General features: G+C 60.3%; 20 protein-coding genes. 5 read left to right on the forward strand and 15 right to left on the reverse strand.

Annotated elements, in window-relative coordinates; translation table 11 throughout:
- The first annotated feature begins 48 nt into the window (after window positions 1–48).
- Window positions 49–1,215: an undecaprenyldiphospho-muramoylpentapeptide beta-N-acetylglucosaminyltransferase gene (gene murG / locus NET03_RS00065; RefSeq protein WP_252126844.1), complete on the forward strand. Its 1,167-nt coding sequence runs from the start codon at window positions 49–51 to the stop codon at window positions 1,213–1,215.
- On the opposite strand, the gene radA is transcribed toward murG, so the two are convergent.
- The 5 genes from radA to NET03_RS00090 all read right to left on the reverse strand — a co-directional run bounded on the left by radA (window position 1,151) and on the right by NET03_RS00090 (window position 9,517).
- Complete coding sequence (gene radA, locus NET03_RS00070) at window positions 1,151–2,563, reverse strand: DNA repair protein RadA (RefSeq protein ID WP_252126845.1); 1,413 nt, start codon at window positions 2,561–2,563, stop codon at window positions 1,151–1,153. The two genes, murG and radA, sit on opposite strands and share 65 nt — an antisense overlap.
- Window positions 2,564–2,665: 102 nt before the next feature.
- A complete protein-coding gene (locus NET03_RS00075; protein ID WP_252126846.1) occupies window positions 2,666–5,119 on the reverse strand; it encodes an ATP-dependent Clp protease ATP-binding subunit in 2,454 nt (817 codons plus the stop codon).
- 270 nt (window positions 5,120–5,389) lie between these two features.
- The gene (gene rpsA / locus NET03_RS00080) at window positions 5,390–6,715 is read right to left on the reverse strand and encodes a 30S ribosomal protein S1 (protein ID WP_252126847.1); all 1,326 of its coding nucleotides are present in this window, start codon (window positions 6,713–6,715) and stop codon (window positions 5,390–5,392) included.
- 209 nt (window positions 6,716–6,924) lie between these two features.
- The gene (locus tag NET03_RS00085) at window positions 6,925–8,052 is read right to left on the reverse strand and encodes a pyridoxal-phosphate-dependent aminotransferase family protein (protein WP_252126848.1); all 1,128 of its coding nucleotides are present in this window, start codon (window positions 8,050–8,052) and stop codon (window positions 6,925–6,927) included.
- Window positions 8,033–9,517 carry an O-antigen ligase family protein gene (locus NET03_RS00090; protein WP_252126849.1) on the reverse strand — a complete coding sequence of 495 codons (1,485 nt, stop codon included), beginning with the start codon at window positions 9,515–9,517 and terminating at the stop codon, window positions 8,033–8,035. The genes NET03_RS00085 and NET03_RS00090 overlap by 20 nt, the downstream gene beginning before the upstream one ends.
- Window positions 9,518–9,746: 229 nt before the next feature.
- Between NET03_RS00090 and NET03_RS00095 the strand changes: the two genes are divergently transcribed.
- Window positions 9,747–10,067 (forward strand): winged helix-turn-helix transcriptional regulator, encoded by a 321-nt coding sequence (locus NET03_RS00095; RefSeq protein ID WP_252126850.1) that lies wholly within the window; start codon window positions 9,747–9,749, stop codon window positions 10,065–10,067.
- Window positions 10,068–10,289: 222 nt separating this feature from the next.
- The gene (locus tag NET03_RS00100; RefSeq protein ID WP_252126851.1) at window positions 10,290–12,311 is read left to right on the forward strand and encodes a methyl-accepting chemotaxis protein; all 2,022 of its coding nucleotides are present in this window, start codon (window positions 10,290–10,292) and stop codon (window positions 12,309–12,311) included.
- A 77-nt stretch (window positions 12,312–12,388) separates the two neighbouring features.
- On the opposite strand, the gene moaA is transcribed toward NET03_RS00100, so the two are convergent.
- The 9 genes from moaA to NET03_RS00145 form a co-directional block, all read right to left on the reverse strand.
- Complete coding sequence (moaA, locus tag NET03_RS00105) at window positions 12,389–13,408, reverse strand: GTP 3',8-cyclase MoaA (RefSeq protein ID WP_503007979.1); 1,020 nt, start codon at window positions 13,406–13,408, stop codon at window positions 12,389–12,391.
- A 153-nt stretch (window positions 13,409–13,561) separates the two neighbouring features.
- Window positions 13,562–14,260: a PIG-L deacetylase family protein gene (locus NET03_RS00110; protein WP_252126853.1), complete on the reverse strand. Its 699-nt coding sequence runs from the start codon at window positions 14,258–14,260 to the stop codon at window positions 13,562–13,564.
- Complete coding sequence (gene hisS, locus NET03_RS00115) at window positions 14,257–15,633, reverse strand: histidine--tRNA ligase (RefSeq protein ID WP_252126854.1); 1,377 nt, start codon at window positions 15,631–15,633, stop codon at window positions 14,257–14,259. The genes NET03_RS00110 and hisS overlap by 4 nt, the downstream gene beginning before the upstream one ends.
- Before the next feature lie 19 nt (window positions 15,634–15,652).
- The gene (locus tag NET03_RS00120) at window positions 15,653–16,162 is read right to left on the reverse strand and encodes a MogA/MoaB family molybdenum cofactor biosynthesis protein (protein WP_252126855.1); all 510 of its coding nucleotides are present in this window, start codon (window positions 16,160–16,162) and stop codon (window positions 15,653–15,655) included.
- Window positions 16,159–17,376, reverse strand: a complete 1,218-nt coding sequence (locus NET03_RS00125) for a M20/M25/M40 family metallo-hydrolase (RefSeq protein WP_252126856.1) — start codon at window positions 17,374–17,376, stop codon at window positions 16,159–16,161. The genes NET03_RS00120 and NET03_RS00125 overlap by 4 nt, the downstream gene beginning before the upstream one ends.
- A complete protein-coding gene (locus tag NET03_RS00130) occupies window positions 17,370–17,753 on the reverse strand; it encodes a YraN family protein (RefSeq protein ID WP_252126857.1) in 384 nt (127 codons plus the stop codon). The genes NET03_RS00125 and NET03_RS00130 overlap by 7 nt, the downstream gene beginning before the upstream one ends.
- 3 nt (window positions 17,754–17,756) lie before the next feature.
- A complete protein-coding gene (gene rnhB, locus NET03_RS00135) occupies window positions 17,757–18,419 on the reverse strand; it encodes a ribonuclease HII (RefSeq protein WP_252126858.1) in 663 nt (220 codons plus the stop codon).
- An 11-nt stretch (window positions 18,420–18,430) separates the two neighbouring features.
- Entirely contained in the window at window positions 18,431–18,802 is a 372-nt protein-coding gene (gene rplS, locus NET03_RS00140) for a 50S ribosomal protein L19 (protein ID WP_252126859.1), read from the reverse strand.
- A gap of 94 nt (window positions 18,803–18,896) precedes the next feature.
- Entirely contained in the window at window positions 18,897–20,777 is a 1,881-nt protein-coding gene (locus NET03_RS00145) for a bifunctional homocysteine S-methyltransferase/methylenetetrahydrofolate reductase (RefSeq protein ID WP_252126860.1), read from the reverse strand.
- A gap of 702 nt (window positions 20,778–21,479) precedes the next feature.
- Here NET03_RS00145 and NET03_RS00150 point away from each other — a divergent pair.
- Together NET03_RS00150 and NET03_RS13425 are read left to right on the forward strand one after the other, a co-directional pair.
- Entirely contained in the window at window positions 21,480–22,127 is a 648-nt protein-coding gene (locus NET03_RS00150; protein ID WP_252126861.1) for an RNA polymerase sigma factor, read from the forward strand.
- Window positions 22,127–23,593: a zf-HC2 domain-containing protein gene (locus NET03_RS13425; RefSeq protein ID WP_286207003.1), complete on the forward strand. Its 1,467-nt coding sequence runs from the start codon at window positions 22,127–22,129 to the stop codon at window positions 23,591–23,593. The genes NET03_RS00150 and NET03_RS13425 overlap by 1 nt, the downstream gene beginning before the upstream one ends.
- Window positions 23,594–23,598: 5 nt before the next feature.
- Here NET03_RS13425 and NET03_RS00160 read toward each other — a convergent pair whose 3' ends face one another.
- A complete protein-coding gene (locus tag NET03_RS00160; RefSeq protein ID WP_252126862.1) occupies window positions 23,599–24,507 on the reverse strand; it encodes a CPBP family intramembrane glutamic endopeptidase in 909 nt (302 codons plus the stop codon).
- Between the last annotated feature and the right edge of the window lies 1 nt (window position 24,508).

Below are 24,508 nucleotides of genomic sequence, written 5' to 3' on the forward strand. Positions count from 1 at the left end.
CTGCATCTTCCCGCGGTACTATCTGCAGATAAAGGGAACGGAGGAGGCATGACACGACCATTGCGTCTCGTGATTGGCGGCGGCGGAACCGGTGGTCACACCGTACCAGCTCTCGCAGCATTGGACGCATTGCGCGCTCAAATCGATGTGGAAGTGCTCTGGATCGGTTCGCGCCACGGCGTCGAACGACGCTTTGCTGAGCAGAACGATATTCCCTTCCGGTGGATTCCCACCGGGAAACTCCGCCGGGATCCAACCCCGCGTACGCTCCTTGACCTTGCCGCCGTCCCTCTCGGTATTCTGGCCGCAGCTTCTTTGATTCGTACTTTCCGCCCAGATGTGGTCTTCGGAACAGGTGGGTACGTCAGTGTGCCCGTCGTCATCGGTGGCTGGCTCAATCGGATTCCACTCGTCATCCACGAGCAGACGGCCATTGCGGGTCTTGCGACACGGATTGCCGCACGGTTCGCTGACGCAGTGGCGATTTCCTTCGAGGCGACGCGTCCACTGCTCAGGCGCAGGAGGTCCGCGATCGTCCACACCGGCCTCCCGATCCGCCGTGAACTCTTCCGAGGCGACGCCCAACGTGCTCTCGGGCGCTTCGGTTTTACCAAGGATCTCCCGCTCGTTTATGTGACAGGCGGCGTTCTGGGCGCACACGCACTCAATGAAGCTATCGCCGCCGCCTTACCCGACCTTGTGGGGACCGTTCAAGTGTTACACCAGTGCGGGCCAGCACGGATCAATGGCGATTTGCCGCGCCTCCTCGAGCGACGTAGCATGCTTCCGTATCCGCTGCAAAGACGATACGCTGTGGTCGAGTTTCTCACCGAGGAACTCCCAGATGTCTATGCCGCCGCTGATCTCGTCATCAGCCGGGCTGGCGCCAGCACCGTTGCCGAGCTCGCCGCACTTGGCAAACCCGCGATTCTCGTCCCTCTCCCTGGGACACGCGGCGACGAGCAGACCGCCAACGCGCGCCTGCTCAATGATCTTGGAAGCGCGATTCTCCTGCCACAAAGCGATTTGACCCCTCAACGTATCGTCACACTGGTCGAGAGGTTGGTTGCTGACCGAGAAGCACTTGCGGCAATGGGACAACGGGGAAAGGTTCTGGCCGTTCCCGACGCAGCTGAGCGCCTGGCGGACCTCATCCAGGCGACAGCTCGCGCCCGTTCTGCCGCGAACGCACCGCCTGTGCCGCGAGTGCGCTGACCGCCTCGGCTAACGAACGAATGGGGAGCAGTCGGAGTTCGGCAGACACACTCGCCACCCGGCTGGATGCTGGGACGACCGCACGCTCGAAACCCAACCTCGCAGCTTCCTGCAACCGACGCTCCAAGGCATGGACACCGCGGACCTCGCCTGCCAGTCCAAGTTCGCCAATGTAGACGGCGGTTGGATCCAGTGGGATCCCGCTCGCTGACGAGGCGATCGCAAGTGCAACCCCGAGGTCCGCTGCTGGCTCGACGAGACGAATACCGCCAGTCACATTCACGAACACATCCTGATCCGCAAGGCGAAGCCCTGCATGCTTCGTCAGCACAGCGACAAGTAGCTGCAAGCGTGTGGCATCGAATCCCGTGGCAACACGGCGAGGCGTTCCATAGCCAGCTGAGCTTGTCAGCGCTTGTACCTCGATGAGGATTGGACGCGTGCCTTCTAGCGCAACCACGACCGCGCTTCCTGGGGCATCCCGAACTCGCTCGGCGAGGAACAACTCCGAAGGATTCCCAACATCCCGCAGTCCCGAATCGGTCATCTCAAAGACACCGATCTCGTTTGTCGACCCAAACCGGTTCTTGACCGCGCGCAGAATTCGGTGCTGGTAAAAGCGTTCACCCTCCAAGTAAAGGACCACATCGACCATATGCTCAACCACGCGCGGACCAGCAATCAAGCCTTCCTTTGTGACGTGACCGACCACGAAAATTGGTGTCGCAGTCTGCTTGGCGAAGCGGAGAAGCTGCGCTGTACAGTCGCGAAGTTGCGATACGCTCCCTGGCGAGGATTCAAGCCCGGTCAAGTAGACCGTCTGAATAGAATCCACCACAAGCATCGCCGGCCGCAATTCCTCCGCAACCTCAAGGACGCGATCGAGAGCTGTTTCCGGAAGAACAACAACGCCGTCGCTGGCGGACCCGAGTCGATCAGCGCGGAGCTTCATCTGTTCCGGCGATTCCTCCGCCGCCACGTATAGGACCTCCTGACCGTATTCCGCTACACGGAGAGCGGCCTGCAACAGGAGCGTCGACTTCCCGATGCCGGGATCACCCCCGAGCAGAACCAGTGATCCGGGGACAAGACCTCCGCCAAGCACGCGGTCGAACTCCGGCAAGCCAACCGTGAGACGTCGTCCCTCAGCACTCCTCACTTGAGAAAGACGCAGTGGTCGCGTTCCACCGCCTATCTCGGGGGCCATCCCGACCGACGACTCGACAGTCTTCTCGACCATCGAGCCCCACGCTCCACACGACGGACACCGACCGAAGTACCCTGGACTCTCCAGACCGCAGGCCTGACAAGTCCACACTGTTCTCCGCCGCTGACGCCCTCGTGACACGCTGCCCCCGATCAGTTAACGCGAACACTCGTTCGCCCAGAAGTATAACGAATGCGGCACCGGAGAATTCCGGCGCCGCATTCCTGGCAACACCAATCTCAGTTATGAAACAGTGCTAAGAACCTCTGCTGGCTCGATCGTCAGCAGCTCGTCCCGCACGTCAATGCGTACGGTAGAGCCTGGCTTGAAGCGTCCCGCCAGAATCGCCTCCGCCAGCGGATCTTCGATGAGGTTCTGGATGATCCGCCGCAGTGGTCGCGCGCCGAACTGCCGATCGTAACCGCGCGTTGCCAGGAGATCCTTGGCAGCGTCGGTCACCTCCAGGCCGATCTGCTGCTCGGCCAGTTGCTTCCGGATCCGTTTCAACTCCAGGTCAACGATCTGACGCACGTGCCCCGGCGTCAGCGGATGGAAGACGATCACCGCGTCGATCCGGTTAAGGAACTCCGGCCGGAAGGTCTGCTTCAACTGCGAGAGCACCTTGTCCCTCATCGCCTGGTAGTCAATCTGCGCCTTCTTCGTCGGATCCTCAGCCACGGCGAATCCCAGTGTGCCCTCGCGCTGGATCAACTCCGCGCCAATGTTCGAAGTCATGATCAAGATCGTATTCCGGAAGTCGACGCGCCGTCCCTTCGCATCCGTGAGATTCCCATCCTCCATTATCTGCAGGAGGATGTTAAACGCTTCCGGATGCGCCTTCTCGATTTCGTCGAGAAGAATGACCGAGTAGGGCTTCCGCCGTACCGCCTCCGTCAGCTGCCCACCTTCCTCGTAGCCAATGTATCCTGGAGGCGCCCCGACCAAGCGCGACACTGTGTGTCGCTCCATGAACTCGCTCATATCGATCTTGATGAGCGCATCCTCACTTCCGAACATGAATTCGGCCAAGGCGCGTGCCAACAATGTCTTCCCAACCCCGGTCGGTCCGAGGAAGATGAAAGTCCCAATTGGCCGCCGCGGATCCTTCAAACCAGCCCGTGCACGTCGCACAGCCCGCGCGAGCGTCGAGATCGCCTCATCCTGCCCGATCACACGCTCGTGCAGTGCCTCCTCCATGTGCAGCAGCCGCTCGCTCTCCTCGGTATGCAAGCGGGTGAGCGGGATGCCGGTCCACATGGAGACGACCTGTGCGATGTCCTCCTCCGTCACGACGGGCTCTTCCTGCCCTTGCTCCTCCCGCCAATGCTGTTCGAGTTCCTGGATGCGCTGCACCAGCTGCCGCTCACGCTCGCGGAGCTCTGCTGCCAACTCGAACTCCTGGCTTGCCACCGCCGCATCCAGCTCACGACGCAGCGACTCTAAGCCGCGCCGCGCTTCCTTGAGCGACGGCGGTGAAGCCGAGCGGTACATGCGCACGCGCGATGCAGCCTCGTCCACGAGATCGATCGCCTTGTCCGGGAGGAACCGATCAGTCACGTAGCGGGCAGCAAGCACTGCTGCCGCATGGAGCGCACCATCTGAGATCTTCAGCTTGTGGTGCTCCTCGTACCGCTCGCGGATCCCCTTCAAGATCTCGATCGTTTCCTCCACGGTCGGCTCATTCACGATGACCGGCTGGAAGCGCCGCTCCAGGGCAGCATCGCGCTCGATGTACTTCCGGTATTCATCGAGCGTTGTTGCGCCGATCGTCTGCACCTCTCCGCGCGAGAGCGCCGGCTTCAGGATGTTCGCTGCATCAACGGCACCCTCGGCCGCACCAGCACCAACCAGGGTGTGGAGCTCGTCGATGAAGAGAATCGTGCCAGATTCCTTCACCTCGGCGACGATCTTCTTCAGCCGCTCTTCAAACTCCCCACGGTACTTGGTTCCTGCCACCAGTGCTCCGATATCGAGCGCGACAAGACGCTTCCCCTGCAACGGCTCCGGTACATCGCCAGCGACAATCCGCTGCGCCAGACCCTCTACGATTGCCGTCTTCCCAACACCCGGTTCCCCAATCAGTGCCGGGTTGTTCTTTGTGCGCCGTGACAGAATCTGCATGACACGTTCAATCTCATTCTGGCGCCCGATGACTGGGTCAAGCTTGCCCAAACGAGCGGCTTCGGTCAGGTCGAACCCCAGCGCATCGAGATACGGCGTCTTTGTCTGTTGTGCACGCTGCTGATAGGCCGTGCCTTGAGCCAAGACCTGGAGCACCTGCTGGCGCACCTTCTCCAAGTTCACCCCAAGGCTCTCCAGCACTCCAGCAGCGATCCCCTCGCCCTCACGGACGAGACCTAGCAGGAGGTGCTCTGTGCCAATGTAGTGGTGTCCAAGACGACGCGCCTCGTCGACCGCATACTCAATGACCTTGCGCGCTCGAGGAGTAAGCCCGATCTCACCGACGACCGTACTCTCCCCGCGCCCAATGATGAACTCGACGGCGCTTCGCACCTTGGGCAACTGCACGCCCATGCTCTGCAGCACGCGCGCAGCGACCCCTTCCCCTTCGCGCACAAGGCCGAGGAGCAGATGCTCCGTTCCGATGTAGTTGTGATTGAACCGCCGCGCTTCTTCCTGCGCCAGCGCAAGCACTTTCCGTGCTCGTTCCGTGAACTTTTCGAACTTATCCGCCATAGCACACTCTCCCGGGCGAACGCCCGTTTCCCTTCTCTCGAGAGATGTTGATAAAGACGCTGTGGCGAGTAACCCCGCACGCCCTCGGCTACTGCGTGGCACCTCCTGCACCGATGAAGTGTACTCCCCTTGGGCACTCTCTCCAAATCCTCGGGAGTCATCTTTCAGGAAGCCGGAGCCCCCAGGTACGAGGCTGGGGGCTCCGGACGCAGTTCTCCAGGACGTTTTGGTCTCGCCACTGTGTTGTGCGATGTGCTTTGCTGGTGAGACTTAGGCGTCTCCACCATGTTCGGCCGGCGGTTCTTCGTCCTCCGGCTCGATGTCGACATCCGCCTCGATAGGCTCCTCGCCCTCGGGGGCATACGGAGTAATACCCCGTGCCAACAGCTGCTCCTTGATCGCAACCGCCTCGGGCCCCAGCACCGCCTCCAGTTCCTCATCTGCGACCTCAAGCGCGCGCCGGAGACTAAGCCCGATGCGCCTCCTGGCGGGATCGATGCGAATCACCTTGACAATGACCTCGTCACCCTCTTGAAGGACCTCATTGGGATGCTCCACCCGCCAGCCAGCCAACTCCGAAACATGAATGAGCCCCTCAACTCCCTCCTGGAGACGCGCGAAAGCTCCAAAGCTCGCGAGCTGGGTAATTGTGCCACGCACAAGCTGCCCAACCTGGAACTGGCTCGCTACCTGCATCCAGGGCTCGGGCTGCGTTCGGCGAATGGACAGCGCAATCTTCCGCTGTTCTTGGTTGACCGAGAGCACCATCACGTCAACTTCGTCACCAACACGCAAGACCTCGCTCGGGTGCTTCACACGTGTCCAGGAAATCTCCGAAAGGTGAACGAGGCCATCTGCACCACCAATGTCCACAAACGCACCAAAATCGGCAATGCTCGTGACACGCCCTCGCCGCGTCTCCCCCTCTCGCAGCATCTCGATCAGCTGCGCCTTCATCGCATCTCGCTGCTCCTGAACAGCCTGCCGCTCCGAGAGGATCAGCCGATTGCGGTGACGATTGATCTCGATGATCTTCAACTTCAGGCGCTGCCCGACCATCCGCGCCATGTCAGCCTGCTTGCTCACCTCGTCACCGCCGCGGATGGCCACCACCTGCGACGCCGGCACAAAGCCGCGAATGCCATCGAGGTTCACGAGGAGACCACCCTTGTTATAGTTCACCACCTCAGCCTCGATGACTCCCCCGGCCTCGAAGATCTCCTGCAGGCGCCGCCACGTCTTCTCCTGACGTGCCCGATCGATCGAGAGCACTGCTTGGCCGGCCTGATCTTCGGGCTGCAGAACAAACACCAAAATGCGATCACCCGGACGTAGACGCCCCAACTCCTCAGGCGTCAACGTCTGGAATTCCCGGCTGGGAACGACCCCTTCGCACTTGCCACCAATATCGACCAGGATCTCTTCCCGGCCGACGTACATCACCTCACCCTCGACCACGTCACCGTAGCGAAACAGTCGGTAATCGTGGCTCGGGTCATCGAGAAGTCGTCGGAACAACTCGGCATCATCCATTACCGGGACGCTCCCGAGCCCCTGCCGACCGAAATGCACCTCGTCGATCTGCTGCCCCACCATGAACCTTCCTCGAGTGTCGTAGTTTTGCCAACCCTCCGGTCTCGTTCGAGCCGTCGGTTAGCGAGACACCGCCGTTAGTATAGCCACTCCTTCGCTCTCCGACAAGCATGGACGGGCATCGACTCTCACTGCCCTCACCCAAAGCCCCGCAGCCCCACGGCAACATGGCTCTGGATGCGAATCCGAACACTCCAACTCGCATGATCGCCTCAGAGGCACCTCCACGACACACTTGCCTGGAGTTCTCGAGCCAGTGCCTGGACCACCTCCTCGAGATCGCTGCGCTGCACCCAACCCATATGCCCCACGCGGATGATCTTCCCCTTCAGTCGCCCCTGGCCCCCGTTCACCGCGATTCCGTGCTGCTCCTCTAACCGAGTGACCAGTTCATCAGCTCCAATTCCCGGCGGCGGTTCGAGCGCTGTGACAGTCGCACTCTCGTAGCCTGGTTCGGCAAAGCAACGCAGACCAAGCTCCTGAGCTGCCATACGAAACCACGCTGCAAGCTCCTGGTGTCGCCTCCACACGTTCTCGAGCCTCTCTGCCTCGATCAACCCAACTGCTGCATCGAGCGCGTAAAGGAGGCTAATCGGAGCCGTCGACGGGAGATCGCCGCTGCGTGCCGCCGTCCGGTACTCTCGAAGGTCCCAGAACGCCCGTGGAAAGCCCGCTCGCTCGACGGCCTCCCAGGCTCGTGGTCCAACGCCCACAATGACAAGTCCCGGTGGGCACATCCATGCTTTCTGTGACCCGCTGAAGATGAGATCGATCCCCCAGGCATCCATCTCCAGCGGCAGTCCGCCCACCGCACTCACACCATCAACAGCGAGCAGTGCTCCAGCACTGCGCACCACAGCCGAGATTTCCGGCAGCGGATTTGTTACCCCGGTCGATGTCTCATTATACACGATAAACACCGCACGTACCCCGCGGCACTCCTCCAACCAGCGCGCCACCTGCTCAGCTCTGAACGCCCGCCCGTACGGGATCTGGCGAACAATCAGTTCCACCCCGTATCGTTCGGCGACCCGCCACCAACGCTCACCAAAATCGCCGTTGACCAAGAGGAGAATGCGATCTCCGGGCACCAAGAGGTTGACAATGGCGATTTCCCATCCTGCCGACCCCGTACCAGGGAGGACAAAGACTTCGCCGTCTGTCCGATGCAAGACTCGGAGGCGCCCAAGAAGTGCTTTCACAAAACCCCGGAACCACACACCACGATGCGGAACCATCGGTCGCTGCATCGCAGCAAGAACCGCTGGCGGTAGTGGAGTCGGCCCCGCAATCCGCAAATTCCGTATCGTTCGCTCGCGATCAGCCCTCTCCTGTGCCACTTTTCCCCTCCTGAACACTTCCCAGAACTCGCACCGCAAGCCCCAAGACCATCACATGCGTGAACCAGAAGATCAAAACCATATGGGGAAAACTGATGTTCATGTAGTAGTGATCGAAGATCCCAATAAGCAACGCCGCTCCCTGCGCGCCGAGCCAGGCCAAGAGGAGGTCACTCCGCTTGTCCCATCCCGCCTGACGCAATGCTCGCCACCCGATGCCCAGTATTCCGATGACGACCAGCAGAAAAGTACCGAGGCCGAGTAATCCCATCCGCTCAGCCACAAGCAAGTAGATGCTCGAAACGCCTGTCCAAAGTTCTACCGTCGGTGCCTGCCCAAAGCCGACACCAAACGCTGGATACTCGCGCAGGATCGCCAGCGCAGTCCGATACTCCTCCAAACGCATCTGGGTCGCCCGATCCTGTAGCGTGAAGCCTTGCCACAGTCTTTGAAAGAAGCCCTCGCCAATCCCGAAAGCGATCGCCCCCGCTAATCCCATCCCCCCGGGGAGAAGGAGCCACCGATAACGGACGATCGCGACGATTCCAACTCCGAATGCCGCACCCAACCACCCCGCTCGAGAATAGGTCAGGAGCAAGGCCATCCCAGACACGACACTCGCCCCCACCGCCAACCAACGCGGCACCACTGGTCGACGCGCCACCACTTGCGCGACGCCGACGACGAAGGCGAGTGCAAGCAAACCCGCGAACGAGTTCGGGTCAACACTTGTGCTGGTGAGTCGCATCGGCTTCGTCGGATCATCCTCGATGAAGCGCACGATGCGCGATGCCGGATACCCGTAAGGCACGAGTCGCGCTAGCACAGCCAGCGTGAAGGCTGGTCCGCCCGCATAGAGTGCGAGCCCAAGGAGTGCGGCCGTGCTTGCCAGCCCGAGAAATACGACCGTGATCCGCCGAAAATCGTGAAGTGTCCGAAGCGACGACCAAGCAACGAAGAAAAGACTCGAGCTCACGAGAAACTTGGCATAGTCATGATAGGTTTGGGTTGTGTAGCCGCGACCGATACCAAGCACGAACGCGAACAACGTCACAGCAAGGAAGAGGACCAGACCAAGCAGAACGGGATGTGGCGGGATACCAACATCCCGACGCAAGAAAAGCTGGAGAAGCCAAACGCCGAGCACGCTAAGCCCGACGAGTTCTAGAATGGGAGGAGTAATAATCACTTTCACCGGAATGACGGCGTACGGGAGCAAAGCAGCAATAGCGAGCACGACCCAGAGCCCGGCCCGGACATCAAAGGCGATCGCTGCCGCGACCACCAAGGCGCCAAGTGCTGCCGTTGCTGGGATTGGGCCGAACCATACGATGATCGTGGCCAGAGTCACCGCAGCAAGAAGTGCAACAGCCACACCAGCTACGTTCGTTAGGCCCGGTGGCAGGCTGTACATTGTTGCACGCGGCCAGACTGGCAACCGATGCTCACCCGCCGAATCCCTCATTGACCGTCACTCCACGAGAATGGGAAAAGATCTCACCACGATCGATCCGGAATCCTCTACTTGTCGCCATCCTGCCAGCCCTGCAACAGAACGATTCCTGTTCAGGCACCTGATCGTCCCCACTTGTTCCACCGATCTTCCGATGCTACCCTCGCAACCGCAGGTGGACGACCCACTGCCGTATGGCCCAGTCGAGCATACCGCGTGGCAGGATGGAGGTGAGTCCCCCATGCAGTCGGTTCCCTTACCACCAGAGCGTTGTCCGTTGGCTCAGACCGCTGCGATCCTCTGCGACCGCTGGACGCCGTTGATTGTTCGAGATCTCGCTCGTGGTCTTTCGCGGTTCAGCGAACTCGAGCGCTCTATTCAAGGGATTAGCCCAAAAACCCTGTCGACTCGCCTCAAGCAACTGGAAGCAGCTGGACTCATCCAACGTCTGGAAAACAACGGCGTCCGGACACGCTATGCACTCACCCCACGTGGTCGCGCGCTGTTGCCACTCATTCGCGCGATGCGGGACTATGGGAGGACTTGGCTTAGTCAAGCCTAAATTGTCTCGAGGGGGTTCCCCCTACTCGGCTCCCCTTGTAAGATGTTGAGCCTGCACAGGATTGCGCGGGACTCCTCTTCGATCTCCCTTGCCTTGTCTCCAGGTGCGACGCCAAGATCGCACGTCGCGGACCCCCTCTCTTGCCCTTGCTTCAGAATCGCGCTAAAGCTGCCGATATTTCCACGCAGGGGATGTCGGAGCCGTCGTGACGAAGGGGGTCAGATGAGCAACCCAGGCGTATCGCTGCAGGTCGTGGACCGATCGCGAGATCGGATCAGCCTCTGGGTGCTGTGGGGGCACGCTGTTGCTGCTCTTGCGGTCACCCTGCTCTTCGCCAAACATCCCTTATGGCAAGCTCTCGCCGGAGCGACAATCCTAACTGCCATTGCGACGGGGGCTTATCCGCTGCTCGCTGGCTCTCGGTACTACCGTCTCCTTGCTGCAGCTCTTCTCATGGTCTATGCTGCACTCCTCATTCATCTCTCAGGAGGCTTAATCGAAATGCACTTTCAAATATTTGTTGCGTTAGCCTTCCTCATTATCTACTATGACTGGCTTCCGATTGTACTTGCGGCAGGACTTATTGCTGTCCATCATATTCTGTTCAATCTCTTCTTCCCATACAGTGTCTACAAGGACGGCCCATCTTGGACCATTACGTTGATCCATGCGTTCTTTGTCGTCTTGCAAACGGCAGTCGGTATCCTGATTGCGCAGCGCATCCGCTCCAGTGCACTCGCAGTGGCACAAGCTGCACGTCGTCTGGCAAAAGAACAGGTTCCAGGCTTCGCGAGCGCGCTGCGGCGTATCGCCGCGGGCGATCTGACGCAGTCGGTGCAATTCTCGAGCGACGACGTTCGCGTCAGCTGGCAGGATGAAATTGGCTGCATGGTGGAATCTTTCAATGCCGTCCAACACCAACTCGGTAGTGCCGCTCACGAACTCGATGCTATGGTCAACCAGCTCCGAACGATGGTTGCTGATATCCAGCAAGCCGCTGACGGTCTTACTGGTGCAATGGAGCAGATGGATCGGGCAGCGACCGAGTCTGCCGATGCAATGCGTGAAGTCAGCGCGAGTACGGCAAATGTGGGTCAAGGAACAGCCGAAGTGGCAGGCGCCTCGACAACCGCTCGGAACTCGATGGAACAGCTTCAGCAAGTGGTTCAGTCCGTCGCAGCAGGGGCAAGCGCACAAGCTCGTAGCCTTGAACGAATTAATGCCGCCGCAAACGAGCTCGTTGCCCATGTCCAGCGCGTGCTTGCTGACACGAGTGCGGTCGAGGAAGCAACGATGAACACCCGGCAGTCAGCTGATGCAGGTGCCGATGCCGTGCGGCACACCATCAATGCCATGCTGGAGATTCGGAATGTCGTGCTCGCTGCGGCGGATCGGGTTGCCAAACTCGGTGAACTTGGGCAACAGATCAGTGCGGTCGTCGAGACGATTGACAACCTTGCTGAGCAGACGAACCTCCTCGCCTTGAACGCGGCGATCGAGGCGGCACGCGCAGGGGAACACGGGAGGGGCTTCGCGGTCGTCGCCGACGAGGTGCGGAAACTCGCAGAACGCAGCCGGCGAGAAACGCAGGATATTGCCGCACTTATCGATCAGGTACGCACGGCCACTGAGCAAGCAGTTGCCGCAATGCGCACCGGCGCTGAACGGGTTACCAGCGGTACGGACCGTGCCGACCAGGCCGGACAAGCCCTGCAATCCATCCTCGATGCAGTGGAGCGCACAAGCGAGAAGGTCAGTGCAATCTCCGCCGCCGCGCGTCAAATGGCACAGGCAAGCGAACGAGTCGTGGCGGCTCTGCGCGATGTCAGTGCGGTCATCGAGCAGAACGCGACCGCTGCAGAAGAGATGGCCGCTCAAGCCGCTCAAGTCACCGATGCGGTGAAAGCGATCGATCGTGTCGTCAGCAACCAGCAACGCAGCGCAGAACTCGCCACCGCGCAAGTCGACGCCGCGGCGCAAGCAATCGAGGCAGTCAGCACACAAGCGCAGATCGTCGGTCGGTACGCAGCGCGCCTCCGCTCCCTCATCGCGAACTTTACCCTCGAAAAACAGCCGCAGTACCGGAGAGAGGGAAGTCACACACACGGCCGCCTGGCTGACAACCCTGTGGTCACTGAGCCGGTTCACACGGGCAGCAACGGTCACGCTCAGCAGCAAAGCAATCCCATCTCGAAGGCTGGCCTCATCGGCGCTTTACGTGCGAATGGGCGCTCGCACGATTGAGACCACCCCGCTCTGAAACCCGCGCGGGGGACGCGCTTCGCGTCCCCCGCGGCACACCTCTTCAAAATGGTTTCGCCTCACCCACCAATTTGACTCATGCCACGACCTGTACGGCGATCACCTTCGCGGAGACCATGCCCCCACGGTTTCCGCCAGACAGCAGCACGAATCCGCTCGATCAATTCCTCCTCACTAGCCCCACGCCGGACGAGCTCACGCACGTCCACTTCGTCACTCCGCAACAGGCACAGCCGCAACTTGCCATCAGCTGTGAGACGGATCCGATTGCAAAACGCACAGAACGGTTCACTGACCGGGCTGATAAAGCCTATCGTCCCGCGAGCCCCCCGGATCCGATAGACCCGTGCTGGATCGCTCAGCGGCGCCTCCAACTCCTCGAGCGGGCCATACACCTCCTCGATCCGTGCCCGGGTCTCGGCACTGGTGACAAGCCCTGTATCGTGCACCTCAACCACACCCTCGAGCGGCATCACTTCGATGAAACGTACTTGCCATGGCCGTTCAAGGGTTAACCCGGCGAGTGCCGGCACCTCACGGTCATTGAGACCACGAACGACCACCGCGTTCAGCTTAATCGGCGAGAGCCCGGCCGCCTCAGCAGCTGCGATACCGGCGAAGACCTTCTCAATACGACCACCACGCGTCATAATGCGGTATCGCTCGGGATCCAGCGTGTCCAAACTGATATTGATGCGCCGCAGCCCAGCCGCGGCAAGATCATGCGCAAACCGTTCCAAGAGCAAACCATTCGTCGTCATCGAGATATCCTCGACTCCAGGAATCGCCGCCATCGCCCGGACAAGCTCCACAAGATTCGGCCGAACCGTTGGCTCACCGCCCGTGAGGCGCAGGCGACTGAAACCAATACGTGCAGCCGCGCGGACAATCGTCAAGAGTTCCTCGTCGGTCAGGAGCTCGTCCCGTGGCGCGAACTGCATTCCATGGGCCGGCATACAGTACACGCAGCGGAGGTTACAGCGGTCCGTTAGAGAAATACGGAGATAGGTAATTGCGCGCCCGTACGCGTCGCGTGTGATGCGCTCACCAGCCCGGGGCACGGCGCGCTCATCCGTCATGATCCGCTGCACGATGGGGATACCCATCCTGTTAGTACTCCCTTCGGCGGCGCCGGACCGCGCCCCACCATCATACGGCAACGCTAATCAACTATCACCAGGATAGCAGACTGCTTGAAGAAACGCAACGTGTTCGTTGCGTATTCACCAATACTACCGGCGCAGCACGATCACCTTGAATGCTTCTGCGTATCGCAATCCGCGCTCTGCACCGACCTCCGCTGCCCGTTCCCGTACACGCTGTGCCAGCTCCACCGGATCGCTGATCTGGCTGCGGTGCGACGTGAGGGCCGCGAGTTTCAGGTCCATCGTCTCTTCGATATCAACATAGAGGTCAGGATATTGGGCACCAAACAACCAAAGCTCCGCCACCTTGTGTGGTTCGAGCCCCTCGGCGAGGTGCTGTGGAAAATACAGCGGATCACGTGCCGTGGGATAGACCGCGTCGATTGTGGTAATCCCCACCGCTCGGTGATCTGGGTGCAATGCATACGGGCGAAACGGGTCATGTGTGATCACAATGTCGGGACAATAGGTACGGATCTGCCGCACAATCCGCTCACGGAACGCCAAATCCGGCACAAGTTCACCATCCGGTAAGCGTAAAAAGACAATCTGCTGTACACCAAGTCGGCAACACGCTTCCTGTTCCTCCTCCTCCCGCTGCCGGGCCAAGTGCTCTGGCGAGAGATCACGCCGGTTCGTCCCCTTGTCACCAGAGGTGCACTGAACGAGGACAACCTCCTTCCCCTCGCGTACCAGTCGCGCCACCGTGCCCCCAGCCCCAAACTCCATGTCGTCCGGGTGTGCAACGACGACCATCACGCGCTGGTACGGCGTCAGTGTTGTCATTCTTGTCCTGTCCTCTCCCGCGCAGGCCTTCGTCCAGTTGCCACCAGCCGTTGTAGCGCCGTGGCTACTATCTCGTGTCTTGCGACCCTTTCCTGTTCACCGGTAACCAGGTTACGCAGCGTCACAACCCCCACGGTGAGCTCGTCCGGACCAACAATGATGGCGAACGGGATACCCTTCCGGTTCGCATACTGGAGCTGCCGCCGGAGATCGACCCGCTCACCGAGATAGACCTCAGCGTCTATCCCATTCGCTCGGAGTTCCTGCGCCACGCGCAGACTTTCGCTACGCTGCTGCTCCTCCACAGCAACAACGAGAACGTCGCTGACCGTCTCAGGGGTCGGTAGCAGCCCAAATTCGTCGACCACCTCGACTAATCGTTCCAAGCCAAGCGAAGCCCCAGTCGCTGGTATTTCCTCTCCAAGGAACATGCCGATAAGCCGGTCGTAGCGACCAGCACCACCAAGCGATCCAATCGCCGGTTCCCGCACAATGACCTCAGCAACCGGCCCAGTGTAGTAGTCAAGTCCCCGTGCCAGGGAGAGATCGAGGATGTAGCTCCCTTCGGGAGTTCCGTATGCAGCCAGATACCCAAACAGTTCCGCCAGCTCGTCCAGCGCCCGCTGTGCTTCGGCATCCTCAGCAAGCAAGTGCCGAACAGTATCGACCACCGTCTCTGGATGCCCCTGCACCCGAATGAGCCCGAGCACACGCTCCGCTGCCTTCGGCTCCACCCCCGCTCGAATCAACTCCTCGCGAACCCCGTCCTCGCCTATCTTCGCCAACTTATCAATCGCCCGATAGACCGACAGGGCAAGCGCTGGGTCCACGCCTGCCGCGCGGGCAAGCGCTTCCAACAGCTGGCGGTGGTTGACGTGAATGACGGCATTGGGCACGCGGAGAGCCGAGAGGGCATCAATCCAGACCGAAAGCACCTCGGCATCCGCCAGCATCGAGCGCGTGCCAACGACGTCAACATCGCATTGCCAGAACTGGCGATACCGGCCACGCTGCGGCCGTTCGGCTCGGAAGACCGGACCGATATGGTACCGCTTGAAGGGGAACGTCAGTTCGGCACGATGGACCGCGACATAGCGTGCCAGCGGCACAGTGAGATCGTAGCGAAGACCAACCGCACGCCCACCATGATCCACGAACCGGTAGAGCAGCTTCTCCCCTTCTTCGCCGTACTTTCCCGAGAGCACCTCATAGTATTCCAGGAGCGGCGTGTCGATCGGATCAAACCCGTAGCGCTCGAAGACACGCCGGAGGATGTCGATCACCCGCTGGCGCAAGAGCATCTGCCGCGGGGTAAAGTCACGCATCCCGCGGAGCACTTGCGGTGGCCGCCGTGTCTGCGCCCCGTCACTCATCTCGTCGACCCTTCTCCGCTCACTTGCGCGCCTCAAATACGAGATGCGCGAGCTCGGGCAACACAAGCTCATCCATCGCCAGTCGCACCGCACCGGTCGAGCCGGGCATTGCAATGACCACCTTGCCGCGAGCCACACCAGCGATGGCGCGCGAGAGCATCGCCGCCGTTCCAATCTCACGGTAACTCAACCACCGGAAAAGTTCCCCAAAACCATCTAACCGCTTTTCGAGTCGCGCGGCGACTGCCTCATAAGTGACGTCTCGCCGTGCGATGCCAGTGCCTCCATTCAACAGCACTGCGTCACAGTCCGGCCGCTCCAGAAACTCGTTAAGCAACTGGCCGATCTGATCTGCTTCGTCGGGAACGATAGCGTAGGCAATAACCTGATGACCCCAACGCTCTAAACGCTCCCGAATCAGGGCCCCGCTTGTATCTGTTTCTGCCGTCCGGGTATCGCTGACCGTTATCACCGCACAGCGGACCGACCGGGGTGCGGCTGCCCGATGCTGCTCGATGCTCGTGCTCATGGCTCTTCCTCCACGCTGGTCAAGGCTAACGCGAGCGCCGCGTACCCGACCATTGCTGTCTTCAGATCATCGATCCGCACGCTATCGTTCGCGGTGTGCGCAAGCGATTCATCGCCAGGCGCAAACCCGATCGTCGCCATGCCGTGGGCCATAAAGTGGCCACCATCCGTGGCAAACCGCCAGAATCCGTCGAATACTGGTCGGCCAAACACTGTCTCGAGTGTCCGCCTTGCGGACCTTATCGCCCAGTGATCAGCCGGAAGAACATAACCCCTCGTCGGCGGGAGCTCCATCGTCACCCCACGGTAGCTGCAAGCCGAACGGACGGGAACTGTGACATCCACAAGAACGCCGTCCTCGAGGCAGTCAGCCGCCAATGCAGCGACCATGCTTCGTAACTCTTCCGGGTCTTCTCCTGGCACAGTCCGCCAGTCCAACACCAGCCGCACCGACCCGGGAATCACGTTCGGGCTTTCTTGATCCGTCCGCAGCAGCGTCGGGGCAACAGTACTCCTGCCTAGTTCAGGATGCTCTCGATGTTTCAGTTCGTTCAAGCGTGAGAAGAAGCGACCAAGTGCAAAAAGTGGATTGGCTCCACGTTCCGGGACACTGGCGTGGGCCGAACGACCAACAAATCGCACCTCAAGAGCGACCCGACCGCGATGGCCACGCCGCAACTCCAGGTTCGTCGCTTCACCAAGCACGACGGTATCGGTTCGCAACCATTCACAAAGAACCGCGGCCCCAAGCCCACCGACCTCCTCCTGAACGACCGCTGTGACATAACAGTCACCGGGCGGACGCATGCCAAGATCACGGAGCAGAACGAGACCATACACTTGACTGGCCAGCGCCCCTTTCACGTCGCAGGCACCGCGACCGTACAGGACACCATCCGCGACAACACCAGCGTACGGGGGATAACGCCACGCCTCTGGATCCCCCTCATGCACGTGATCGAGGTGTGCATTGAACTGAACAGACAGTCCACGACCAGTGCCGCGGATCAGGCCAACAACATTGCCAGCTCGGTCGATCTCCACCTCGTCGTACCCGAGCTTCTGAAGATGTCCTACGACAAGCTCCGCAATTGCGCGTTCCTCACCCGGATAGCTTCTCGTACGGATAAGTTCCTGAGCAAAAGAGACAAGCTCATTCCGCCGCGCCCATCCAGCCTCCCACAAGCGTGTGACCAACGCAGCGTCAATCACCACCAACCATCCTCCCCTTCAGTGACGCTGCCAGGGAAATGCCTCCACCGAACGACACGGCCAGCCCGATCCACTGTCACAGCGACAAGGTCGATGCGACAGAGTCGTTGGCCATGCTCCGGGTGTGCCGCAAGGAACTCTGCCAGCGTGGCCAGCAACCGGCGTCGCTTGGCAATGGTAACAGCCCACTCGGCCGGCTCAGCCACATCCACTCGCCGTACTTTTACCTCGACCGCAACCAACACATCGTCGTCAAGCGCCACAATATCAAGCTCTCCGCTGCGAGAACGCCAGTTCCGAACGATGAGAACCCATCCTTTGTCAGCAAGCCAGCGGGCGACTGCCGCTTCACCCGCCTCTCCAAGTTCGGAGCCTTTCACCGGTTAATCCTCCTGAACGCCTATTCCGATACGGAATGAACCACGGTGGAGAGGCGTCAGGCCAAAACGGGCGATCGCCTGCCGATGGGCAGACGTCCCATATCCTGCATTGTCTTCCCACCCGTACTCGGGAAAGAACCGCGCAAGCTGCCCCATCAGCCGATCGCGCGTGACCTTGGCCAGAATCGAGGCTGCAGCGATGCTCGCACAGAGGCAATCACCGCCGACGATCGCGGTTGAGATCGTCGAGTCAAAGCCCGGAAGCACAAGACCGTCATAGAGGACATGATCGATCGGTCCCAAACGCGCTACGGCGCGGTGCATCGCCAGCGCGGTCGCGACAACAATTCCGTACCGGTCAATTTCACGATGCGACGCAGCGCCGAGTGCCCACGCTGTAGCGTGAGAGCGAATCCATTCTGCGAGACGTGCTCGCTGGCGCGGGGTGAGTCGCTTGGAGTCAGAAAGAAGATCAGGGATGGTTGTGCCAGGGGCAAAAACGCAGGCCGCAGCAACAACAGGTCCCGCGAGCGCCCCCCGACCCACCTCATCGAGTCCGGCGATCCGGACCTTTCCGGCTTGCCACAATTCCTGCTCAAGCTTGAAAGTCGGCCGCTCGTCTCGGCCAGACTGGCGCTTACTGGACGAGACGAGCGGTGCTGACATCGCCACACCCCTCAGCGCAGGTAGCTGCCTTCAGGGCGCCGTCGCTCCTTCAGACGAGCCGCCTTTCCAGCACGCTCACGCAAGTAGTACAAGCGTGCGCGACGCACCTTCCCGTGGCGCAACACCTCGATGTTCTCAATGAGCGGACTGTGCAGCGGGAACGTCCGCTCGACCCCGATGCCGTGCGAGGCGATCCGGCGCACCGTGAAGGTCGCATCCGTCCCGCCACCACGCTTGCGGATGACAACTCCTTCGAACGGCTGCACGCGCACATTCCCACCCTCGACAACACGGTAGTGCACGCGCACCGTGTCACCCGGGCTGAAAGGAGGCAAATCTGTCCTCAGGTACTGCTCTTGGACACTGCGGATGAGATCCTGCATCGCTTCAGTCCTTATCCCGCACTCTCCCACGCTGCCGACTGCGAGAACGGCCGCAGAAAGACAGCCATTCGGCAGTATAGCAAACTGTTGCGCCTCAGGAAGTCACGCCACGAATTCGCTTCCGCGGCAATCCCTCTACCACTTCGACCGCCACCTCGTAACGACCGAACGATGGCATGATGTAAATCCCCTCCACCACTTCCAAGGCCCTGGCGACAAGTTCACGCGCCATCGCGACCCCTTCGGCACGCCCGTTGGCACCGGCCCGCCGCATCCGATCCAGTGCTTCTTCCGTCAACGTGATACCAGGCACTTCATTGTGCAGAAACACTGCATGTCGGTAGCTCTGTAGTGGAAGGATACCGAGCAAGACTGGCACGCCAAGCGGCCCGTAGCGCTCCTCGTACTTCCGCATAAAGGTCAACCACGTGTCCAGATCAAAGACAGGCTGTGTCATGATAAAGTGCGCCCCTGCAGCGAGCTTGGCATGGAGCCGCTCCAACTCCCGTTCAAGGTCAGGGCGTGTCGGATCGCATGCCACCCCGATGGTGAAGCTCGCCTGCTGGCCGATCGAGGCCCCACCGGCGTCCATACCATTATTGAAATTCGTTAAGATCCGCACCAGTCCTATGGAGTCCACGTCAAAGACTGGAGTGGCATGAGGATAGTCACCCAAGGTCGGAGGATCACCTGTAAGAGCCAAAATGTTACGCACCCCGAGCGCGTGGGCACCAAGCAAATCCGATTGGAGCCCCATCAGATTCCGGTCGCGTGTCGTCAGGTGCAAAATCGTCTCGATGCCGACCTCGTGTTGCAAAAGGTAGCAAAGCCCCAAGGCGCTCAAACGCACGCGGGCCATTGGGCTATCCGCGACGTTGATGAACTCGACCCCAGACTGACGCAACATTCGGGCACCATGAATCGCCTTCTGAGGATTCAGTCCCTTCGGAGGATCAATCTCGACACTGATAATGAATTCCCGTCCCAGCTTCTGTTTGAGTCGCGTCGGCCCCTCCGGAGCCAGGACAGTCACCGGCCGAACACGCTCTTCAACGCGGATAGCTGCACCACTGGAAACACTGGTGCCCCTCCGCGTGTCAAGGACTCGCCGCATGGCGGCGATGTGGTTTGGCGTTGTGCCACAGCAACCTCCCAAGATCCGAACCCCTAGCTCGAGGGCTTCTTGCGCGAAATCTGCAAAATACTCTGGCGAGGAGCCGAAGATCACTCGATCACCCAAAACAGTCGGCCACCCAGCATTCGGCATCGCGGACAGCGGAATATTCCCCGTGTTTGCAGCTACCATATCCCGGAGAACGGCAAGCGTCGGCCGTGGGCCGACACTGCAGTTCACCCCAATGGCATCCACCCCGAGCTCGGCAAGCGATTGCACAACCACGTCCGGTGTGTGGCCAGCCATCGTCCGCCCATCGGCGGCGAAAGTCATCTGCGCGACAAGCGGAAGGTCACTGACCTCACGGGCAGCGAGGATGGCTTGCCGCAGCTCTTCGAGCTGACTGAACGTCTCAAAGATCAGGAGATCAACACCACCTTCGAGCAACGCCTCGATCTGCTCACGAAACACGTCACGAATCGTCTCCGGTGCGACGGTACCGATCGGGGCGAGAATCCGCCCACTCGGTCCGACCGCTCCAGCGATGAGAACGGGGATACCGGTAATCTCTCTTGCCTCGCGAGCGAGACGGACGGCCCGTCGGTTCACCTCCCGTACACGTTCACCCAGCCCGTGCGACTCGAGCTTCATCCGATTCGCTCCAAACGAATTCGTTTCGATAAGCTCCGCTCCTGCCAAAATGTAGTCGCGGTGAATCGCCACAACCAAGTCCGGGGCGCGCAGATTGATTGCCTCAAAGCATTGCTCGGGTCGTACACCCCGTTCATACAGCTGTGTGCCCATTGCCCCATCAGCAAGCAATGGTCCTCGCTGCAATCGCTCGAGAAACGGATGCGCCATCGTCACCAATCCTGTTCGTTCCATACCCACCTATCGCCTGACGAGTGTACTCGCGCGCCTTCTCGTCTGTGCTGCGCCCCCGCAAAGAATTGGTACCAGTACGGAATCCATCCACCCAAAGGCGGTTGCAGGGCAGCTGCGCAGTGCTCTCGCCTGTTTGAAAACTGGATGAATTCGCAGAGGGAAACCCTCAGCACCGTAACAAGTGCAATCGCGTCAGACCATCCTATGTGCCCAGCAGATGAACAGACCAGCGCTCCTCGCAAAGCCACTGTGTGGGTGGGTTGCGTTCGTTCGCTTCTGCAGTTCCGCCTTCAACAGCAACATGCTGCCCTCGCCTCAGTGAAATCATCCGTGCAGCGTCGAGGTACCCCGAAGCACTTCATCGACTTCCACCGCTCCGGATGCACAGACAACGCGACACGGCAGGTTTGCTGTGAGACGGTGCGGTTGGATATCCCTGATCCCGCGGCAGCTTCGTGCGGTCGCCGCAACGGGTAACAACCGTAGCGGACGGACAGTCCATGCAGACAGCGCTCCTTTGTCCTGCGCAGAGGCCTGGCCAACAGGTGGAGAGACCATTGGACACGTCGGATCGGCAAGATTGTGGGGTGATAGCTGACAAACAAGACCCTGACAAGCCCACACCGAATTGACAGCCGACGGTGCACCATGTACGATCGGCACGTCAGGAGCGCTGCCGTGAGTACACCGCATCCGGACGAGCCGTCGCTCGTTATAGACATGGGAGGACAGGGAATGTCGGGCACCTTTGCGCTGTCCGCGGCAGATGAGATAGGGTGCATCGCCCGAGCCAAGGCGGGCGATGAAGAAGCGTTTACCTTGCTTTATCAGAAGTACGAGCGCACGATCTATCAATTTATCTACCGCATGGTTGGGAATGCGGAGGATGCCAATGACCTGACTCAGGAGTGTTTTCTTCGAGCATACAAAGCGCTTCCCCAGACGAGTGACGACTTAAACCTGGGTGCTTGGTTACGTCGTATTGCTGCCAACGTTTGCTTAGATACGCTTCGCCGACGCAATCGACTACGCTGGTTGCGCTTGGATCAGCTCGTCCCTTGGCAAGGGGTCTCACTTCGTGCAAACGGCACCGATCCGGAACGAGCGTTGATGCAGACTGAAACGCAAGATGTCGTCACGCGCGTTTTACAGCAATTGCAACCACGCTATCGAGCCGCGCTCATCCTCCGGGAGTACGAGGGGTATTCGAGCGACGAGATTGCGGAATTGCTGGGGATTTCGCGATCGGCCGCCAAGTCGCTACTGTTTCGGGCTCGTGAGGAATTTCGCCGCCTCTACCATGAGATGGAGGCATCATCGACCTAATGGGCTCGCGGAGCTGTCGTTTCTACCGGCCCCTACTCTCCGCCTACCTCGACGGCGAACTGTCGGACGAGGAACGACAGCGACTGTTTGCACATCTGGCCATCTGCCCAGATTGCCAGCGCCGCCTCCAAGAGTACCAAAGTCTCCGCGAACGTTTGCGTCGTCTTCCACCCACCCCGCCACCCCCGCGACAGCTCCAACGCCAACTCTGGCAGCGGCTGGCAGAGACAGAACGCGAACAGCGGCGCAGTCACCGCTTTCGTCTTGCTGTGACAACGACGGCGTTGAGTGTCGTGATTGTCCTCGCCCTCGTACTCTCCGCAAGTATTGGACTGCAGCGTACGCAGCCTCCACGCATCCTCGAGTCACGCCCAGCAGCCGGTACCACTCAACGATGGCCAATCTATCAGCCGATCGAGATCGTTTTTTCCAAGCCGATGAACAAGGAATCGGTGACGCAGAACCTCCGCATCTCCCCGCCCGGTGAGCGTGAGCGCCTACCCATCAGCTGGGAAGGAACAAAGCTGATTATTGGAGCTGATAGCGAGCGTCGGGTGGCACTCCTGCCAGATACCGTCTATCACATTGCAATCCTTCCAAATGCCGAAGATCGTTGGGGACATCGGCTCGGTCTGACCTATACACTGACCTTCCGAACCTCCAGCGCCATTGTTCATGCGATTGAGACGCCTGGCCTCACCCCTGTTGCTCCACAACCGGGACCATCTCTAACGCCCAGTGCTCCTGCGATCACCGAGTCGAGCCCCACCCCGCAAACGGCCAGCACCCCCGTCTCGTCCGTACCGCCACCTACCCCTTCCCCATCGTCGAATTCGTCGCAACCGTCAGTTTCTCCGCCTCCGGCCCCGCAACCGGCGCCAACAGCGGTTGCGGTGGCGAGTCCAACTCCGACACCACTTCCAACACCAACGCCAGTCCCTCCGACTCCTGCTCCGGAGCCAACTCCGACACCAGCTCTCTCGCCCACGCCGACGACCCCCGAACCGATTCCAGTCACAGGAGCCTTCGGCCGGATTTACTGGGCTGATCAAGCAGTACAGAAAAAGCTCGGGGCACCCGTCTCTCCGGCATTGGTCGTTAATGCCGCGGAGCTCGCTTTCCAGCGGGGATTAATGGTCGAGCGCTTTGACACGCTTACTGTGTACGTCCTTGAAGCCACCGGTACGTGGAAGAGTGTGCCTGAGCCAGCCCCAGTCGACCCACCGCTCGAGTTCCGCTCAGTCGAGCCCAACCTCTGGCTCCCCGGTGGAACGTTTGGCCAGGTATGGGAAGCGCTTACCTTGGCTGACTCCCTCGGATATGCGACCGAGTCCGAGATTCACGTCATGCCAACTGGAGCGCGTATCCAGAACTTCGAGCAAGGGACCATGATCCAAAGCGACCGCGGTTTTGTCTACGTCCTCTTTGACGACGGCACCTGGGCACAGTTCCCCGTCACCAGCTGAACTCCTTACCGAAGCGCATTTTGGAGAAGAACGGCAATCGCATCATAGAGCGCGTGGGTCACGATACACGCGCTTGTTCCCAGCCGGCGCCGCTCAATCCCGAGGAGGATCGCCAAGGCAAAGACGCCAAGCGTGACGATTGAAAGCTCGTACTGCACGTGCACTACCGTGAACAAGAGAGCCGTGAGCAGCAGCCCATAGCGGGGTTGTACCGCGCCCCGGAAGAGGAGCTCCTCACCAACACCAGCCAAGATTCCCAGAGCCAGAGCCCAGGCTGGTGAGCCAAACTCGGTGGTCACCGGTAACATGCGCTCCTCGATCCGTGCCACGACACCCGGTTGCAGCAGCCCAGCCAGAAGCCCCGTCAGCAACGAAAGGCCGAACATCCCCGCAGTGAAGAGCACTGCTCCGAGAAGATCACGACGAGACGGCCAGCGCAAGCCCAGTCGATCGACCGCGCTTTGCCACTGCCGTGAAAAAGGAAAGCCGATCAGGACGAATGCTAGTGCCACTTCGGCCAACGCCTGCCCAAGCAGTTGCTCCTTGCTGACCTCAAGGCTCGGAATTGTGCCTGGCTGAAGTAGGGTCCCGACGAAGAAGCCAATTGTCCCTTGTATGACAGCCAGTCCCATTGCGTCAAGCAGCGATGTCGGATTGATCGCTATCCACCGCGCCCAGAGACGACGATACGACGGCCACCAGGCAAGGAGGAGACCGATGCCTGCACCGCTGGCTCTGGCAGCCAATCGTGGTTCACCGGTCAGGAATGCCAGCGCACCAAGACCAAGAGACAGCGAACCGACACCAAGGACCGCGCCATGAATCACCCAACGGGCCCAAGCTGAGCGAACTCCAGCCTCGGCCATTGCGCGGGCGGCAGCACCGAGCAGGACAAGAGCCAGAAGCTCAATCATC

This window comes from Thermomicrobium sp. CFH 73360, from assembly GCF_023806465.1.
In the GTDB taxonomy this organism is placed as follows: Bacteria; Chloroflexota; Chloroflexia; order Thermomicrobiales; family Thermomicrobiaceae; genus Thermomicrobium.

Bases quoted from the DNA above. Each gene is read 5' to 3' on its own strand.
- moaA (WP_503007979.1), bottom strand. From the start codon at position 13,408: ATGACGGATGAGCGCGCCGTGCCCCGGGCTGGTGAGCGCATCACACGC.
- NET03_RS00095 (WP_252126850.1), top strand. From the start codon at position 9,747: ATGCAGTCGGTTCCCTTACCACCAGAGCGTTGTCCGTTGGCTCAGACC.
- rplS (WP_252126859.1), bottom strand. From the start codon at position 18,802: ATGCAGGATCTCATCCGCAGTGTCCAAGAGCAGTACCTGAGGACAGAT.
- NET03_RS00145 (WP_252126860.1), bottom strand. From the start codon at position 20,777: ATGGCGCATCCGTTTCTCGAGCGATTGCAGCGAGGACCATTGCTTGCT.
- hisS (WP_252126854.1), bottom strand. From the start codon at position 15,633: ATGAGTGACGGGGCGCAGACACGGCGGCCACCGCAAGTGCTCCGCGGG.
- murG (WP_252126844.1), top strand. From the start codon at position 49: ATGACACGACCATTGCGTCTCGTGATTGGCGGCGGCGGAACCGGTGGT.
- NET03_RS00100 (WP_252126851.1), top strand. From the start codon at position 10,290: ATGAGCAACCCAGGCGTATCGCTGCAGGTCGTGGACCGATCGCGAGAT.
- rpsA (WP_252126847.1), bottom strand. From the start codon at position 6,715: ATGGTGGGGCAGCAGATCGACGAGGTGCATTTCGGTCGGCAGGGGCTC.
- NET03_RS00110 (WP_252126853.1), bottom strand. From the start codon at position 14,260: ATGACAACACTGACGCCGTACCAGCGCGTGATGGTCGTCGTTGCACAC.
- NET03_RS00075 (WP_252126846.1), bottom strand. From the start codon at position 5,119: ATGGCGGATAAGTTCGAAAAGTTCACGGAACGAGCACGGAAAGTGCTT.
- NET03_RS00120 (WP_252126855.1), bottom strand. From the start codon at position 16,162: ATGAGCACGAGCATCGAGCAGCATCGGGCAGCCGCACCCCGGTCGGTC.
- rnhB (WP_252126858.1), bottom strand. From the start codon at position 18,419: ATGTCAGCACCGCTCGTCTCGTCCAGTAAGCGCCAGTCTGGCCGAGAC.
- NET03_RS13425 (WP_286207003.1), top strand. From the start codon at position 22,127: ATGGGCTCGCGGAGCTGTCGTTTCTACCGGCCCCTACTCTCCGCCTAC.
- NET03_RS00160 (WP_252126862.1), bottom strand. From the start codon at position 24,507: ATGATTGAGCTTCTGGCTCTTGTCCTGCTCGGTGCTGCCGCCCGCGCA.
- NET03_RS00090 (WP_252126849.1), bottom strand. From the start codon at position 9,517: ATGAGGGATTCGGCGGGTGAGCATCGGTTGCCAGTCTGGCCGCGTGCA.